The 15199-nt window shown below is 63.6% G+C and carries 15 protein-coding genes and 1 other RNA gene; 6 read left to right on the top strand and 10 right to left on the bottom strand.

Features of this window, described 5'->3' with window-relative positions:
* Positions 1-111: 111 nt before the first annotated feature.
* On the top strand, positions 112-1362 hold the full coding sequence (locus HWN36_RS03295) for a hypothetical protein (RefSeq protein WP_176788061.1): 1251 nt from the start codon (positions 112-114) through the stop codon (positions 1360-1362).
* Positions 1363-1873: 511 nt separating this feature from the next.
* Here the strand turns inward: HWN36_RS03295 and HWN36_RS03290 are convergent.
* Genes HWN36_RS03290 through HWN36_RS03265 form a run of 6 tightly spaced genes read right to left on the bottom strand, consistent with a single transcriptional unit; the run spans position 1874 to position 8264 of the window.
* Positions 1874-2395 carry a class I SAM-dependent methyltransferase gene (locus HWN36_RS03290; RefSeq protein ID WP_176788060.1) on the bottom strand — a complete coding sequence of 174 codons (522 nt, stop codon included), beginning with the start codon at positions 2393-2395 and terminating at the stop codon, positions 1874-1876.
* Entirely contained in the window at positions 2392-3735 is a 1344-nt protein-coding gene (gene gltA / locus HWN36_RS03285) for an NADPH-dependent glutamate synthase (RefSeq protein ID WP_176788059.1), read from the bottom strand. Before gltA ends, HWN36_RS03290 begins: the two co-directional genes overlap by 4 nt.
* Entirely contained in the window at positions 3732-4580 is an 849-nt protein-coding gene (locus tag HWN36_RS03280) for a sulfide/dihydroorotate dehydrogenase-like FAD/NAD-binding protein (protein ID WP_176788058.1), read from the bottom strand. The genes gltA and HWN36_RS03280 overlap by 4 nt, the downstream gene beginning before the upstream one ends.
* Before the next feature lie 35 nt (positions 4581-4615).
* A complete protein-coding gene (gene arcS / locus HWN36_RS03275; protein WP_176788057.1) occupies positions 4616-6256 on the bottom strand; it encodes an archaeosine synthase subunit alpha in 1641 nt (546 codons plus the stop codon).
* The gene (gene tgtA, locus HWN36_RS03270; protein ID WP_176788056.1) at positions 6240-7697 is read right to left on the bottom strand and encodes a tRNA guanosine(15) transglycosylase TgtA; all 1458 of its coding nucleotides are present in this window, start codon (positions 7695-7697) and stop codon (positions 6240-6242) included. The genes arcS and tgtA overlap by 17 nt, the downstream gene beginning before the upstream one ends.
* Positions 7698-8264, bottom strand: a complete 567-nt coding sequence (locus HWN36_RS03265; protein WP_176788055.1) for a TIGR00296 family protein — start codon at positions 8262-8264, stop codon at positions 7698-7700.
* A gap of 36 nt (positions 8265-8300) precedes the next feature.
* On the opposite strand from HWN36_RS03265, the gene rnpB reads away from it, so the two are divergent.
* Positions 8301-8638, top strand: an RNA gene (gene rnpB, locus HWN36_RS03260) — RNase P RNA component.
* 156 nt (positions 8639-8794) lie between these two features.
* Entirely contained in the window at positions 8795-9349 is a 555-nt protein-coding gene (locus tag HWN36_RS03255) for a CBS domain-containing protein (RefSeq protein WP_004038862.1), read from the top strand.
* Here the strand turns inward: HWN36_RS03255 and tpiA are convergent.
* Both tpiA and HWN36_RS03245 read right to left on the bottom strand, forming a co-directional pair.
* On the bottom strand, positions 9346-10014 hold the full coding sequence (gene tpiA / locus HWN36_RS03250; protein WP_176788054.1) for a triose-phosphate isomerase: 669 nt from the start codon (positions 10012-10014) through the stop codon (positions 9346-9348). The genes HWN36_RS03255 and tpiA overlap by 4 nt on opposite strands.
* Positions 10015-10019: 5 nt before the next feature.
* On the bottom strand, positions 10020-10499 hold the full coding sequence (locus HWN36_RS03245; RefSeq protein ID WP_176788053.1) for a multiprotein bridging factor aMBF1: 480 nt from the start codon (positions 10497-10499) through the stop codon (positions 10020-10022).
* A gap of 57 nt (positions 10500-10556) precedes the next feature.
* Between HWN36_RS03245 and HWN36_RS03240 the strand changes: the two genes are divergently transcribed.
* Positions 10557-11795, top strand: coding sequence for a proteasome-activating nucleotidase (locus HWN36_RS03240; protein WP_176788052.1), 1239 nt, complete (start codon positions 10557-10559; stop codon positions 11793-11795).
* A gap of 268 nt (positions 11796-12063) precedes the next feature.
* Here HWN36_RS03240 and HWN36_RS03235 read toward each other — a convergent pair whose 3' ends face one another.
* Both HWN36_RS03235 and HWN36_RS03230 read right to left on the bottom strand, forming a co-directional pair.
* On the bottom strand, positions 12064-12462 hold the full coding sequence (locus HWN36_RS03235; RefSeq protein ID WP_176788051.1) for a DUF5804 family protein: 399 nt from the start codon (positions 12460-12462) through the stop codon (positions 12064-12066).
* Between the two features lie 3 nt (positions 12463-12465).
* Positions 12466-13623: a proteasome-activating nucleotidase gene (locus HWN36_RS03230; protein ID WP_176788050.1), complete on the bottom strand. Its 1158-nt coding sequence runs from the start codon at positions 13621-13623 to the stop codon at positions 12466-12468.
* 44 nt (positions 13624-13667) lie between these two features.
* On the opposite strand from HWN36_RS03230, the gene HWN36_RS03225 reads away from it, so the two are divergent.
* Together HWN36_RS03225 and HWN36_RS03220 are read left to right on the top strand one after the other, a co-directional pair.
* Positions 13668-14066, top strand: coding sequence for a DUF126 domain-containing protein (locus tag HWN36_RS03225; RefSeq protein WP_176789564.1), 399 nt, complete (start codon positions 13668-13670; stop codon positions 14064-14066).
* A 13-nt stretch (positions 14067-14079) separates the two neighbouring features.
* On the top strand, positions 14080-15186 hold the full coding sequence (locus HWN36_RS03220; protein ID WP_176788049.1) for a TIGR04013 family B12-binding domain/radical SAM domain-containing protein: 1107 nt from the start codon (positions 14080-14082) through the stop codon (positions 15184-15186).
* The last annotated feature ends 13 nt before the right edge of the window (positions 15187-15199 follow it).

Below are 15199 nucleotides of genomic sequence, written 5' to 3'. Positions count from 1 at the left end.
GGCAGCGCCCTGCTCGCCCCCCTGCCTGGACCGCACCATGAAGGATAAGGGGGAGGGAGCACAACCATAGAACGAGTTTATCACTGACCCCGGCCGGGGTCGAGGTGCCACATGAGAGCAAAAAGACGCAACCATATGATAGGGGGGCTCTGCGCCCTCATCCTGATCAGCCTCCTCATCGTATCCGCGGGGGCCGTCTCTATCGACGAGACTGCTGGACTGAACCTCACCTTCCACAAAGGAGCATATACCGATCTCTTCGCCCTCAGTCAGGCGGCCGACGGCGGATACCTGCTCGGCGGGTTCGGCTACGGCACCGCCGGGGAGAGCGCCCTCCTCATCAAGACCGATGCAGACGGCGTCGAGGGGTGGAGCGCCGCACCCGGCGGGGACAGCGTCGCCGCCCTCCTTGCGCTGGAGGACGGCGGGGCCGTTGTTGCGACCTACACCGTGGACGGCGGATTCCTGGCCGTCACCGACTGGGAGAACGCCACCGGTTCGTCTGACCTCGTCGGCCTCGACGCCGCCGGACAGACCCTCTGGCGCACCACCCTGGACGGGGTGCGCCTCACCGATCTCGCCGCCCTCCCTGACGGGGCGATTGCCGCCGCCGGGTGGATCTGGATAGCAGGCGGAGAGAGCGATGCATTCCTGGGCGTCTATGAACCCACCGGCGCCGAGCGCTGGACGGCGACCTATGGCGGCAGAGCGGCGCACACCCTCTCACCCTCGCCTGACGGTTCGTTCCTCGTTGCAGGCACCTACCGCCCGGTCATCGAGACGACCGGCGCCTCGTGGCTGATGAAGGCGGACGCCTCGGGAACGAAACTCTGGACGAAAGAGATGGTCAACCGCACAATCCTCACCTCCCTGCCGGTGAGCGGCGGGGGATACCTGGTCGGTGGAACAATGACCGAGCCCTATGGCGAGAACGGGACCATGATCGCCACCTATGCGTGGGCCGCGGCGATCGACGGTGACGGCAGCCTCGCATGGGAGCGGCAGGTGCCCGGCGCCGAGATCGACGCGATGGCCGAAGTGCCCGGCACCGGCTATGCGCTTGCCGGCCGCTGGGGCTCGGCCCCGCAGGTCCAGGTCATCGACTATGACGGCAACGTGCTCGACGGGCTGGTCCGGGACGCCTGGAAGGGCAGGCTCACCTCCGTGGCAATCTCGGCATCAGGAGAGGTCGCCGCCTCCGGGTGGACCGGGATGAACGGGAGCGCCGAAGGCTGGCTGGTCTCGTTCGCCCTCCTGCCCGATGGCGGGACGCCTGCGCCGACCGGGGCGCCGGGCTTTGTCATTGCAGGGGCATGCGCCGCCCTCGTCGTTGCCGGGTTCCTGAGAAAAACCAAAAAATAACCGTCACTTTTTTTGGGTGCTTCACTCCTCTGTGTGGGTGGAGAGGACACCTTCGTCTAACTGCTCGCCGGGCGGATCTGGATGATGGAGATGATCCTGCACGGCATGATGTGGAGATGCGGGGCGCGTTCCTGGACGGTCGCAGGGTTTTTGGGGAGATTCTCACGCGAAGCCGCGAAAAGACGCTAAATTACCGGAGAGTGGATCAGGACCTTGTTTCTTCGCGGCCTTCGCCTCTTCGCGTGCAGGAACGGAAAATCAGGTGTGCCTGTGCCGGAGGGACCTGCTGCCCCACAAAACTGCGATTGAGGGGATGACGGATGATCGCCTCTCCGACCCGACCGATCCTTCATGTCCGGGGGCAATCCTCGTGCGGGGGTCAGGCGGTAAGAGCCCCCGGCGCCGAGGACAGGAGCCTCGCGGAGAACTGCCAGGAGAGGGACAGAGGCTCGCCTGAGGGATAAGATAGTATCAGCCTGCAAAGGACAACGAACCAAAAAAATGTGAGGGATCAGCAGGTTTTATCGAAGACGTACACCGCCATCTTCCCGACCTGGTGGACGGAAACGTTCCCCATCCCCTTGAGCAGGTGTTCCAGTTCGGCCAGATCCACCGGCGCAAAGGCATCGCCGCCGTGCAGTTCGGCAAAACCCGCAGGCGTGAACTCGGCGATCACGAAGCGCTCGTACGAGACGCGGGCGAGTTCTGAGATCACCTGCTCCCGTCGTTCGGCCGGGACATGGTGAAGAGCGCCGAAACAGATGCCGATGTCAAAGGCGTCGTCGCAGTACGGGAGGTTAGACGCATCGGCCACCTCGAAACTGATCTTCTCGGCCACCCCGGCATCCGCGGCCAGACCCTCAAACTCGGCCAGTTTATCGGCATCCAGATCGACCGACGTGACAAAGCAGTCGTAGTCCTGTACGGCCATGATCGCAAGAGGGCCCGCCCCGATGTCGAGCACCTCCTTCTCGTTCACGTCCGCCAGAGAGAGAACGGCCTTACGCTCCTCACCATGCCGCACTTCGTTCATTCTTCCCTCAGCATCCTGTCAATGGCGGCCGCCGCCTTCTTCGCAGAGCCCATCGCCCAGATGACCGTGGCCGCGCCGGTGGCGACGTCCCCGCCCGCATAGACGCGGCCAAGGGTCGTCAGTCCGTCGGCGTCCACGACCAGGTTGCCCCGCCGCTCCCGCTTCAGGTCAGGGAGCATCGAGACCAGCAGGGGGTTGGGGCCCTGCCCGATCGCCTCGATAAAGACGTCCGCCTCGATCAGGAAATTGCTCCCCTCAACAGATGAGGGTTTCGGCCTCCCGCTCTCGTCGAGATCGCACATCGACATCTGCACGCACTCGACCGCCTGCACCGTCTTCTCGCCGATCACCCGGACCGGGTTGGCGCAGCAGACAAGCTGCACCCCCTCGGCCAGGGCGTTCTCGACCTCGACGGCCCGGGCCGGGAGGTCCTCCTCACGCCGGCGGTAGACCAGGGTCACCTTCCCGCCGAGGCGCCGCGCCACCCGCGCGGCGTCCATCGCCACGTTGCCGCCGCCCACGACGACGACGTTGCAGCCGCGCTTCACCGGGGTATCGAACTCGGGGAAACGGTCGGCGTGCATCAGGTTCACCCGGGTGAGAAACTCGTTCGCCGAGTACACGCCGTTCAGGTTCTCGCCCTCTATCCCCATGAAGTAGGGGAGGCCGGCGCCGGTGCCCAGGAAGACGGCGTCGTACGAGAGGAGTTCCTCGGTGGAGAGGCTCCGGCCCACCAGGTGGTTGAGCCTGATCTCGACGCCGAGGCGCTTCACCTGCTCGATCTCCGCCCGCACGATCTCTTTTGGCAGGCGGAAGTTCGGGATCCCGTAGGTCAGCACCCCGCCGGCCTCGTGGAGGGACTCAAAGACCGTCACCGCATGGCCAAGGCGCGCCATCTCGGCGGCGGCGGTCAGACCCGCCGGGCCGGAGCCCACGACCGCCACACGCTTCCCTGACGGCGGCGCCACCTCGGGCAGGGTCATGCCGTGCTCGCGCTCATAGTCGGCAACAAAGCGCTCGAGTGCGCCGATGGCGACGGGCTTCTCCTTCTTCGCAAGAATACACGAGCCCTCGCACTGGTTCTCCTGCGGGCAGACGCGGCCGCAGATCGCCGGGAGCATGTTGTCCCGCTTGATCGTCGCCGCCGCACCCGCGAAATCCTGGTTTGCAATCTGCTGGATGAACGCCGGGATATCGATCCCGACCGGGCACCCCTTGACGCAGGTCGGCCTGACGCATTCCATGCACCTGAGGGCTTCGAGAACGGCGTTCTCCGCCGAAAGACCCTTATTGACCTCGTTGAAGTCCCGCACCTCTTTCCCCGCAGGCGACCCCGTCATCGGTGCTCGCCCCCGCAGCACCCGCACCCGCCATGATGATGGTAGTGCTCGACCGAGGCCTTCTCCTCGTCGACGTACATCCGCTGCCTCTGCATCAGGCTGTCGAAATCGACCTGGTGGGCGTCGAACTCAGGGCCGTCGACGCAGGCGAATTTCGTCTCCCCGCCGACCGTGACCCGGCACGACCCGCACATGCCGGTGCCGTCGACCATGATCGGGTTGAGGGAGACAAAGGTCAGCACCCCGTACGGCCGGGTCACGTTCGAGGTGACCTTCATCATGATCGCCGGGCCGACGATCCAGACGCAGTCGATTTTCCGCTCCTTGAGGAGCTGTTCGAGCACCGAAGCGGCAAAACCGTGGATGCCCTTGCTCCCGTCGTCGGTCGTGACAAAGAGTTCGTCGCAGACCGCTGCCATCTCGTCCTCCAGGATGAGCAGGTCCTTGTTCCGCGCCCCGATGATCCCGATGACATGGTTCCCGGCCTCTTTCGCCTCGCGGGCGATGATCGGGGTGCTCGCAATCCCCACGCCGCCGCCGATGACGACGACGGTGCCGTAGTTCTTGATCTCGCTCGGCTTTCCGAGGGGACCGGCGACGTCTGAGAGGGCGTCGCCCTTTTTCATCGTGGAAAGGTACTCGGTCGTCTTTCCGACGGACATGAAGATGACGCGCACGGCGTCCCCGCGCACCGCCGAGATGGTGAGCGGTATGCGCTCGCCATTCTCGTGGGCCCTGATCACCAGGAACTGCCCGGCCCGCGCGTGCCGCGCCACCTGCGGCGCGGTGATCCACATCTGAAATACCCTGTCAGCGAGCTGCGTTGCCTCCTCAACCTGATACAAATTATACCACTCCAGTTCGGATCATTCTTCTTCTCTCAAGGTTGGCGCTCGGTGCTCTTTACTTTACGCACCTTTACCGCCACGCCGCGGTGCGACCGCGTCATCTCGGCGGCCCCCATCATCGCCCGTCCGGTCGCCGATGCCGCCGGTCCGACGACCAGCACCTCGTCACCGGCACGGATCCGGGGATCGGCGCCGATGACGCCGGGGGCGAGAACGTCGCCGTGCGGGACGAAATTGTCGATCTCCACGCGGTAGCCGCTGAGGTACTCCCAGCCTTCAAACGTGGGCTTGTACAGCCCGGTCCCGGCATCGATGTTGAAGAGGATGGTCTTTCCCTTGAAGACAGCCTGCCGGCCGGGTTTTCCCTTCACCTGCATTCCCTTCGTCGCCACCGTCTCGCCGAACTGCCATGCGAGCATGCCGGCGATCGGGGGGGGGCGCATCGCGCGTTCGCCCGCGAGGGCCTCGTCGAGGGAGCGCAGGGAGGCCGGCGAGGTCGGGTGGGCGGTGCAGGTGCGTTCGAGTTCGATCCCGCACTCTTTCGCCGCCATCTCCGCCACAGCCAGCGCCCCGCCCTCGAGATGGGCGATCACACGCCCGTAGGGATGGGCCTTCAGGTAACGGACGAGGATGTCTGAGAGGAAGGCGCACTCCTCCCGGTCCCAGTAACCGGTCACCGGGACGTCGTAGTGCCCGGCAGGATAGACCGCTTCGAGTTCTCTCGGGACGACCCCGATCGGCGAGGTGATGATCACCTCGTGGGCGCGCCCCGAGACCGTGGCGATATATTTCTGGTGGCTCTGCGAGGCCGAGTAGGGTTTGCGGGCGGCGCACGGGAGGAGGACGACGACGTCGCTCCTCGGCGGGGCGTAGCGTTCGACGACGCGGTCGGCGAACCGTTTGATCTCCGGCCTGTACATCGACTCGGAGGAGTTCGCGAGCATCCGCACCGAACGGGCGATCGGCGCCGCCGCCTCGGCCATGTGATACTCCTGGTCGAGGAAGCGCATGACCGAGACGGCGTTTGCGTCCATCCGGCACCGCATCTCCATCAGTTCGCGCACCTGTCCCCGGGCGATGAACCGGCGGACCGTGGCGCACTCGGCGAGGAGGGCCAGGCGGTTATGGAGACGGAGGTCGCCGCTCTCGCAGCCGGCGCACCGGCACGCCCCCTCCTCGATCTCTGCTGCCGGGAAGACGCCTTCGGGCGTGCAGAAGAGCCCACGCGCCGCCATGAGGTCGACCGCCGTGAAATCGAAGAGGTCGAAGCCGGTGCAGGCAAGGAGGCAGGCGTTCGACGGGAGGGCGGAGGCCGGGGCGTACCACGCGGCGTCCGGGGCCACCCGCTCCCTGAGGGACGAAAGATAGTCCACGTATTTCCGCGGGTTTGCAAGCGTGGTCTGCCAGTTCGCAACAAGGGCGCACCCGCCCGACTCGCCGCCGCCCTGCAGCGGGTGGACGAGCGTCGGGCCGCCCCCGGGCTGGACGAAGTACTGCGTCACGAACTCCGCGTCCGCAGAGAGCGGGACGTTCGCATGCCCGAGGACGGAGAGCGAGGGAAACACCTCTCCCATCTCGACCGGGCAGGGGGTGGCAAAGGAAACGTCGCTGATGGTGACGGTGCCGGAACGGGCGAGCCCGTCCCTTCCCCTCACATCAAACTGCATGCTCATCCAGCACCTCGATCTCCGGGAGTTCGTTCCTGACAAAGGCAGTCCATTCAGCAGGGCACAGCACGGTGATCGCGCTTTCCGGGTGGCTCTCTGCGAGCCGGGCAATACCGCGGCACCCGGTCCGCACCATATCGTCGTCCCAGTAAGGGATCTCGGACTGGCCGATGGGGAAGGTCTCGGAAAGCCCCTGCGGGTACGGCCCGAACGGGGGCTTGAAGAAGAGCACGTCGTCGTAGCCGCCGGGCGACGAACCGGTCAGGGTGACGAGGACGCGTCCGCCGAGCGAGACGCGGTCGAGCGTCCGCTGGTAGTGGACGACCTCGGTGCGCATGCAGCTCTCAGAGCCCTGGTAGAAGAAGCGCCGCTTGGAGACGTTGTCATTACGCTCCAGCTCCCCGGTGTGCCGCAGAAACTCGCGGTAGGCCTCGAGGAGGCGGGGGTGGCTCCGGCAGCGGATGTCGAGCAGTTCCCAGAGCGTGCCGTCGGTGATCGCCTGCCTGATCCGCGCGATCTCGGCCAGGGTGACATAGAGGTTGTGAAGGGCGAGCAGCCGCTCACGGTCAGGGCTCCGTTTCAACTCATCCGCGGTATGGTTCCGGCAGACGGCGCAGGGGCAGGGGAGCTCGCTGAGCTCTTCCACCTTCAGGCTCCCGTAGGTGGTGAGGTAGCGGCCGTCCTTTGCAAAGAGGGCGTAGGCGGCCGAGTCGAAGATGTCGCAGCCCATGGCGACGCCGAGGGCGAACATCGCCGGGTGACCGGCCCCGAAGAGGTGGACGCAGGTCGAGGGCGAGAGGCCGCGCTTTGCCGCCAGCACCACATCGACCAGATCCTTGTAGCGGTAGTTCTCCATCAGGGGGACGACCGCACCGATCGGGCAGAAGTCGAAGCCGATCTCCTGCACGGCGCTGCCGGCATACTGCCGCAGCTCCGGGAAGAGGGCACCCTGCACCGGGCCTGCCAGCTGGGCGTCTGGCCCCAGGAATGCCCGGGCCTCCCTGATCCTGCCCAGGGTGATCGCAAGTTCCTGCTCTGCCCGCTCCCGGTCGGCGTCCGGCGTAGTCGGGATATCGAGAGGGACGATGATGTCCGAGCCGATCGCCTTCTGGAACCCGAGGGTCTGGAGGTTGGTGATCTCCACCTCGCCATAGACCATCAACTGGAAGGAGCCCGAATCGGTCATGATGATGCCATCGAAACCGAGGACCGAGTGGAGCCCTTCTGAAAGGGCGCGCTCCCTGAAGTCGGCGCTCTTCGAAAAGATGTAGGCGTTGGTGATGATCGCCTCGACCCCCATCTCCTGCATCTCGCGGGGCGTGATGATCGGGAGGTGCGGGTTGACGACCGGGAGGAGGGCCGGTGTTTTCACCGTCTTCTCTCCTACCCTGAGCCGACCGATCCTGCCGGCGATGTCCTTCTGGAGGACTTCAAACGAGATGCCCATTCACGCCTCCTCCTCATGGAAGATCTGCCCTTCGAAGGTGAAGACTTGAACACTCTCCTGCCGCCAGCACCCGGGCGGAAGCCCGGCCTTGGTGCAGGTGTGGTCGAGAAACGCCAGGGCGTCCCAGCCGTATTCCGTCGCCACCTGCGGGAGCAGAAGCCCGCTCCTGCCGGCCCCGGAGAGGATCAGGCCGTGCCGCCCGACCTCCACGTGGTCGGGCCGTTCAGACGGCGGACAGGTGAGAGGCTCGGGCTCTGAGAGGACGGTCACCTCGATCCTGATCCCGGAGAGTTCTTCTGCCCGGACCGGCAAAAAACGCGGGTCTTCAAGGGCTGCGGAGAGTGCCGCGTGCACGATCCCCTCGCCGAGGGGCATCACCGGGTACGGCAGGCCGATGCAGCCCCGCAGATCGCCGTCCTCGGTGAGTGTGACGAATACGCCCCGCATTTCAGAAAAGATCCGGGGGAGGGGAGGGAGGGAAAATGTCCCTCCCCTGAGTTCTGTTTCGAGGGCGGTGCGTGCAAGGTGCACAGCAGTCCCGCCCTCCTCACTGGTCAGCGCAATCATTACTGATATATTCACGTGCGTCTATACTATTAAGAGGAGAGGGAGAGTGCGGCCGACGGTGGCCTTCGGGCTGCTGAGGAAAGTCCCCCCACCGACCAGGTACGCAGCCGCATGCAAGTGCGGGTGGCGAGAGTCACGGCAATGACACAGAAACGACACGCCCCGCCGTCAGTGATGAAACGGCCGAGCCTTCGGGCGAGAAGCGCACATAGGTTGCGCGAGTTAACCCGTTGAACGTAGCGGCGGGAACCGATGAAACGGTGAATCCCTGCGGGTGCAAGCCAAGAACAGGGCATAAGGGCGCCTGGGCCTGTCCGGGTATGGCGCGTAGCTGAATGCCGCACAGAACAGAAGGGGGCTTACTCCTCCGACTCCACATCTTATTCTTCCCGAATTTCAGACCTGAAAAATGGTCGAAGCATCGTTCGGCTGACGGCGCACCCTCCAGATCGTCGCAGAATTGCAGGTTTTTTCATGTACCTGACGGGCCTGCATAGTTTATATCGGATCCAATCACCTTGAGTAATACGATGTATATCCCCACGCCCGCGGAACTCAGGGCAAAGCGGATCATGCTCGGCCTCCGTCAGGCAGACGTCGCCAGAAAAGCCGGGATATCCCAGTCGATGGTGGCCAGGATCGAGGCCGGAACCGTCGACCCGCGGGTGAGCACCCTGAACAAGATCATCCAGGTGCTGAAGGTCGCGAAAAGCCCGTCGATCACCGCGGAACAGGTGATGCACGCCCCGGTTCACGCCGTCTCCCCGCAGGACGCCATCACCACGGCGGTGGGGATCATGAGACAGGAAGACGTCTCACAACTCCCGGTGATCGAAAACGGTATCCCCATCGGATGCGTTTCCGAATCGACGATTGTGAATGCCATCGAGCAGACAGGGATCGCGCGGGCGCATACCCGTAAAGTGAAAGACTTTATGGAGTCGGGTTTCCCGACCATCCCGCCGGATATCGATATCGAGACCGTCGTCCACCTGCTCCAGCAGCACCATGCCGTGCTGGTCGTCGGGGAAGGAAGGGTGAAGGGTTTGATCACCAAACACGACCTGATCACGCTGATCGTCTAGATCAGGGAGACGAGGTCCCGCAGCACAGCGGCGGGGTCTTTCGCTTTTACGACGCCCGATGCGAGAAGGACGCCATCGGTTCCGAGTTCAAGGGCGATCCTGACGCACTCGCCGGTGCTGATCCCGGCACCGGTGAGCACCCGCACCCCGGGATTCACGTTTTTTGCGGCCATAACAGATCGCTCGATGATCCCGGGATCGGCCTTCGAGACAGAGACGCCGCTGCCGATCAGCTCGGGCGGCTCGATTGCCACATAGTCTGGAGAGAGCGCCGCAGCCGCCGCGGTCGTCGCGGCGTTGTTCGTGCAGATCACCGTCTGAAGGTCTGACTTCCGGGCGGCAGCACAGCTCGCCTCGATCGCTGCAAGGGTGAGCCTCCGCTCAGAATGGTTGATCAGCGTCCCGAAAGCGCCGGCCGCCCTGACCTGCTCTGCGGTCACGTGGCCGGTATAGGCGCCCGGAGCGACGCCGTCGATATGCTGCGCATAGACCGGGACCGCATAATGCATCGCAATCGGGTGGAGATCGGTGTACGCCGGGGCGACGCCGATCGTGACCCCGCTCTCCTCGCCGATCTCCTCGGCGGCGGCGGCGATGATCCCGGCGCCCTCGCCCATCCCCTCGGCATATGCCTTCAGGTTGACGATGATAAGAGGCTCAGCCATAATGGTCACTCCCTCTTGATCTTTATAATATCTCCGAGAGTCGTTGAGATTTTGCCGCCCTTCCGGGATGTGATCTCATCGTCTGAGACGTCAAGAAGTGAGATGCCGAGCGCCTTCTCGAGTTTGACACGGACCTGGTCTTCAGGAATGAGGTCCGCCTTCTCGATCTTTTTGATGAGGATCTCACGCTCCTTGATCTCGTTTGCAAGGTCCTTCTGGGTCCAGTTTCTCTCAATACGGGCCTTTTTTATCCTCTCGCCGAAGTCGTCGACGACCTCGCCGACCATCAGGTCAAAGACATCGCGGCCTTTGCGTTGCGGAGCGGCAGGTGCAGCAGGTGCTCTCCGCCCTGGTGCAGCCGGGCGGGGCTGTGCCACTTCTACACCCAGACGTGCGCACTTCAGGCACACCTGAAGCACCGCACCCTCGATGTTTACTCTTTTTGGGGATCCATGTATCGTATCCCCACATAATTCGCACTGCATACTACTCGCAAACACATTTAAGTCATTTTATACTATATACCTATTCGAGGAGGAGCGATGGGGGACAGCGGCTGTGATATAACGGAACCGCAGAACAGCGAAGAACTCTGCAAGTACCTGCTGGAGCGGATCACCAACCTTGAAAACCGCAACCTGGAACTGCGAGAGCGGATGCGGCAGATGGAGTCTGAGAAGCGGTACGTGGAGACGCAGAAGATCCGGTACGAACGGGAGATGCGGAAACTGCGGAGCGAGATCGAACAACTCAGAAGCCCGCCCCTTGTCGTGGGGGAGATCATCGACATCATCGACAACAACCGCGTTGTGGTGAGAAGCAGCGCCGGTCCCAGGTTCCTCGTCCGGGTATCGCAGTTCATCGATCCAAAGGATCTCCGTTCAGGGAGCCGCTGCACCCTCAACCAGCAGTCTCTCGCCCTGATCGAGGTGCTCCCGAACAACTACGACCCCCAGATCTACGGGATGGAACTCGAAGAGCGGCCCGGGGAGATTTACTCCGATATCGGCGGGCTCGAAGCCCAGGTCCAGGAGTTGAAGGAGGCGGTCGAACTCCCGCTCACAAAGCCGCACCTCTTCGAGCAGGTAGGGATCCGCCCGCCAAAAGGCGTTCTCCTCTACGGCCCACCCGGCACCGGCAAGACCCTGCTCGCCCGCGCCGTCGCCCACGAAACGAACGCCCACTTCCTCAGGGTCGTCGGATCAGAACTGGTGCAGAAGTATATCGGCGAGGGGGCGCGCCTGGTGCGGGAGCTCTTCGGGATCGCCAGGGAAAAGGCGCCTGCAATCATCTTCATCGACGAGATCGACGCCGTCGGAGCGCACCGGACCGAGTCGGTCACCTCGGGCGACCGCGAGGTGCAGCGGACCCTGATGCAGCTCCTGGCCGGGATGGACGGCTTCGAGGCGCGGGGCGACGTGAAGATCATCGGCGCCACGAACCGGATCGATATCCTGGACCCGGCACTCCTGCGGCCCGGAAGGTTCGACCGGATCATCGAGATACCGCTCCCGGACATAGAAGGACGGTATTCGATCCTGAAGATCCACACGAAGGGGATGAACCTCGAATCGCAGATCGACCTCCTCGACATTGCCAAACAGACAGAAGGCCGTAACGGCGCCGACCTCCGGGCGATCTGCATGGAAGCCGGGATGTTCGCCATCAGGGACGAACGTTCGCAGGTCAGCGGCGAGGACTTTGTCAGGGCGCTCCACAAGGTCTCCACCGGGTTCAACCGCCAGACCCTCAAGAACACCTTCGGCGAGATGTTCGCCTGAAGGGAAAAATAACCCTTTTTTTCTGGCTGTTCTTTATTCGCCCGGCGGTTTCCGGGAGCATACGGGTGATCAGTGCACCTGTACCGGGGTGCCTGCTTGCCCCATAGATCTGCGATTGGGGCGGGGAAGGGCAAACAACCCCAGCACGCCCATCCATTATTTCTCATCGGCAACCGCTCCACCCTGCCAGTCCCCACACATCCAGGAGCAATCGTGTGCAGGGGTCCGGGGGCAGAGCCCCCGGTCAAGAATGCGGAGAAGGCCCATCTCACCGCTCGCCGATCGTCTCCCCGGGAAGCGCCCACACCTCAAGGTCGCCGTCCGGCCCCTCCGTGACCACGGGGCGGCCCTCCTGAAACCTGATATAAAGGCGCCGGTCAGGTGGACGGTCGGGATCGACCTCCCGCTGTTCAATCGCATGCGCACAGGCGAGAGTACAGCAGCGGCCCGGCGCCATCTCGAAGAGGGCGAGGGCGACATAGCGTTTGAGATACCACCGCAGCTCCGCCGCAAGGGCGAGGGCCGCACCGAGTGAGATGACACGGACGGACACGCCATACGGCGTCTTTTCAGGACGGTAAAAGCGGAGGATCTCGCGGCTCGTCTCAGACGAAAAAAGGGTTGTGTAAAGGTCAGTCCCATCCCGCTGGACGAGGATGAGGCGCATACCTCAGATATACATCCTGAGGTCGGCAGGCTTTTCCTTCCGGGCGACCTTCCTGACCGCTTCAAGGAAATCGTCGTTCCCTGCCGCATCCGAGTTCCGGCGGACCGCCCGCATCCCGGCCTCCCGGCAGATCGCCTGGATCTCCGCACCGGTCATCCCGCCGGTGAGCGGCACCAGGGCCTCGAGGTCCACGCCAGAGAGGTTCATCTTCGCAGTATGGATCTTGAAGATCTCCCGGCGGGAGTCGTCGTCTGGCACCGGGATCTCGATGATCCGGTCGAACCTTCCGGGCCGCAGGATCGCCGGGTCCAGGATATCGATCCGGTTCGTCGCCGCCATGATCCGCACGTTGCCGCGGTTGTCAAAACCGTCCATCTCCGCCAGGAGCTGCATCAGGGTCCGCTGCACCTCGGCGCTCCCTGACGTCCCGTCGTTTGTCCGCTGGCTCGCGATGGCGTCGACCTCGTCGATGAACACGATCGCCGGTGCGTGCTCCCTGGCAAAGGTGAAGAGTTCGCGGACGAGCTGCGCCCCCTCGCCGATGAACTTGTGCACCAGTTCGGCCCCTGACATCCTGATGAAGTCTGCATGGGCGTTGTTCGCCACCGCCTTTGCGATGAGGGTCTTTCCCGTGCCGGGCGGGCCGAAGAGGAGGATTCCCTTGGGGGGTTCGACGCCGACCTTCTCGAAGATCTCGGGACGGGTGAGCGGGTACTCGACCGCTTCCCTGACCTCCTCGATCTCTCCCCGGAGCCCGCCGATCTGCTCGAAGGTGATATTCGGCGCGGTCTCGAGTTCCATCACCCTCACGCGCGAGTCATAGATGGTGCCGACGGTCTTGACGATGGAAAGAGCGTTGTTCACCGCCACTTTCATCCCGGGCTTGATCGTGTCGTAGAGCTCAGGGCTGACCCTCGTGATATACTCCTGATTGTTCCCCTGCTGCCTGAGATATACCTCGCCGTCACCGAGTTTATCGACGATGGCAGCGACAAAAAGAGGCACGCGTTTGAGCTGGTTGTTCTCTCTCCTCAGCTGATTGACCTCTTTCTGGAGCAACTCGTTCTGCATCTTCAGATCCAGAACTTTCGCCTTCATCTCCTGGACCTGGAGTTTATACAGATCATTGTCATTGCTGACGTTAATCACGGAGTCTTCCATGTCACTAATATAGTGGATTCTTTATACATTTATTAGGTGTGGATGTGATAATCAAAGGACGTGGGATTGCACGGGGATCAGCGACCGGAGCGTTGTTGATATCCGATGCACCGCTATCATTCCTCTCAGGGGTCGATGCTGAGAGCGGCGTGATCATCGAGGAAGGGCACCCCCTGAAGGGCGAGTCGATCGCCGGCCGGGTCTTTGCCTTCCCGTACGGGAAAGGCTCCACCGTGGGCTCATACGTGATCTACGCCCTTGCCAGAAACGGAAAGGCCCCGGCGGCGATCATCAACAGGGAGGCCGAACCGATCATCGCCACAGGGGCAATCATCGCAAAGATACCGATGATCGACCGGCTCGAGGCGCCGCTCCCTGCGCTCAAAGCGGGCACAGAGGTAACCGTGGACGCCGATGCCGGCACGGTCTCATGGCAGGAATGAGGGGCAGACATCCATGCAGGTGAACTGGCGGGAGATCACTGCTGCGAAGAACTCGTTCGCCGCGCTGTACGCCGCCTGCGAGACCGAAGGCTACGCTCTCCGCCCGGTGAAGGAGCCTGAGGGCGATGTCACCTGCTACAGCCTGAACTCGATCAACGCCCCGGCTTTTATGGAGGAGATCGCAAATGCGCCCTGCACGACGATCGTCGGCGGGCCCCATGCGACCGCCTGCCCGATGGAGATGGCGGCCTGTGCCGATTACGTCGTCGTCGGCGAAGGGGAGTACACCCTCCCCCGCCTCCTCAGGGCGATCGAGAACCGGACGCCCGGTCCGGTACCGGGCGTTGCGACCCGGGAAGGGCTCTGCCCCCGGGACCATGCGGTCTTTCTCCCGGCGTACCCGCCGTTCTCGCAGTTCAAGGGATATATCGAGATCTCGCGGGGGTGCCCGCACGGCTGCGCGTACTGTCAGACCCCGAATCTCTTCGGCCGGAGGATGCGCCACCGCCCGGTGGACGAGATCGCGCGGGCCGCGGCGCATTTCCGGGATGCCCGGTTCGTGACCCCGAACGCCCTCGCCTACGGCTCCGACGGGATCAGGCCGCGCCCGGAGAAGATCGAGGCGCTCTTCCGCGCTCTTCACCGGAACGAGATCTACTTCGGGACGTTCCCGTCAGAGGTCAGGCCCGAGTTCGTCACCGGCGAGGTGCTGGACCTGATCACCACCTACTGCGCCAACCGGAGGCTCCAGTTCGGGGCGCAGTCCGGAAGCGACCGGGTGCTGAAGATGCTCCGCCGGGGCCACACGGTTGCGGACGTGGAGGGGGCCCTCGACCTCTGCAGGGACGCCGGGCTGACACCGGTCGTCGACTTCATCGTCGGCCTCCCGTGCGAAGAGGACGAGGACGAACGGGCGACGCTCAGCCTCGTCCATGAGGTGACGCGCCGCGGCCGGGCGCATGTCCACCTCTTCATCCCGCTGCCGGGCACCCCCATGGCCGGCATGAAAGCACGGGATCTCCTGCCGGAAACGCAGCGCGATCTCGGGAGACTCGCTCTTGCAGGCAAAATTTCAGGCTCCTGGAACGATCCCGAGAGAAGATTTTATAGGAATCGCTAGAGAATTTTCTATC

Origin of the sequence: Methanofollis tationis (genome assembly GCF_013377755.1) — an archaeon.
Lineage (GTDB): Archaea > Halobacteriota > Methanomicrobia > Methanomicrobiales > Methanofollaceae > Methanofollis > Methanofollis tationis.
The sequence above is the reverse complement of the archived record's forward strand: the minus strand, read 5'-3'. Positions and strand labels throughout refer to the sequence as shown.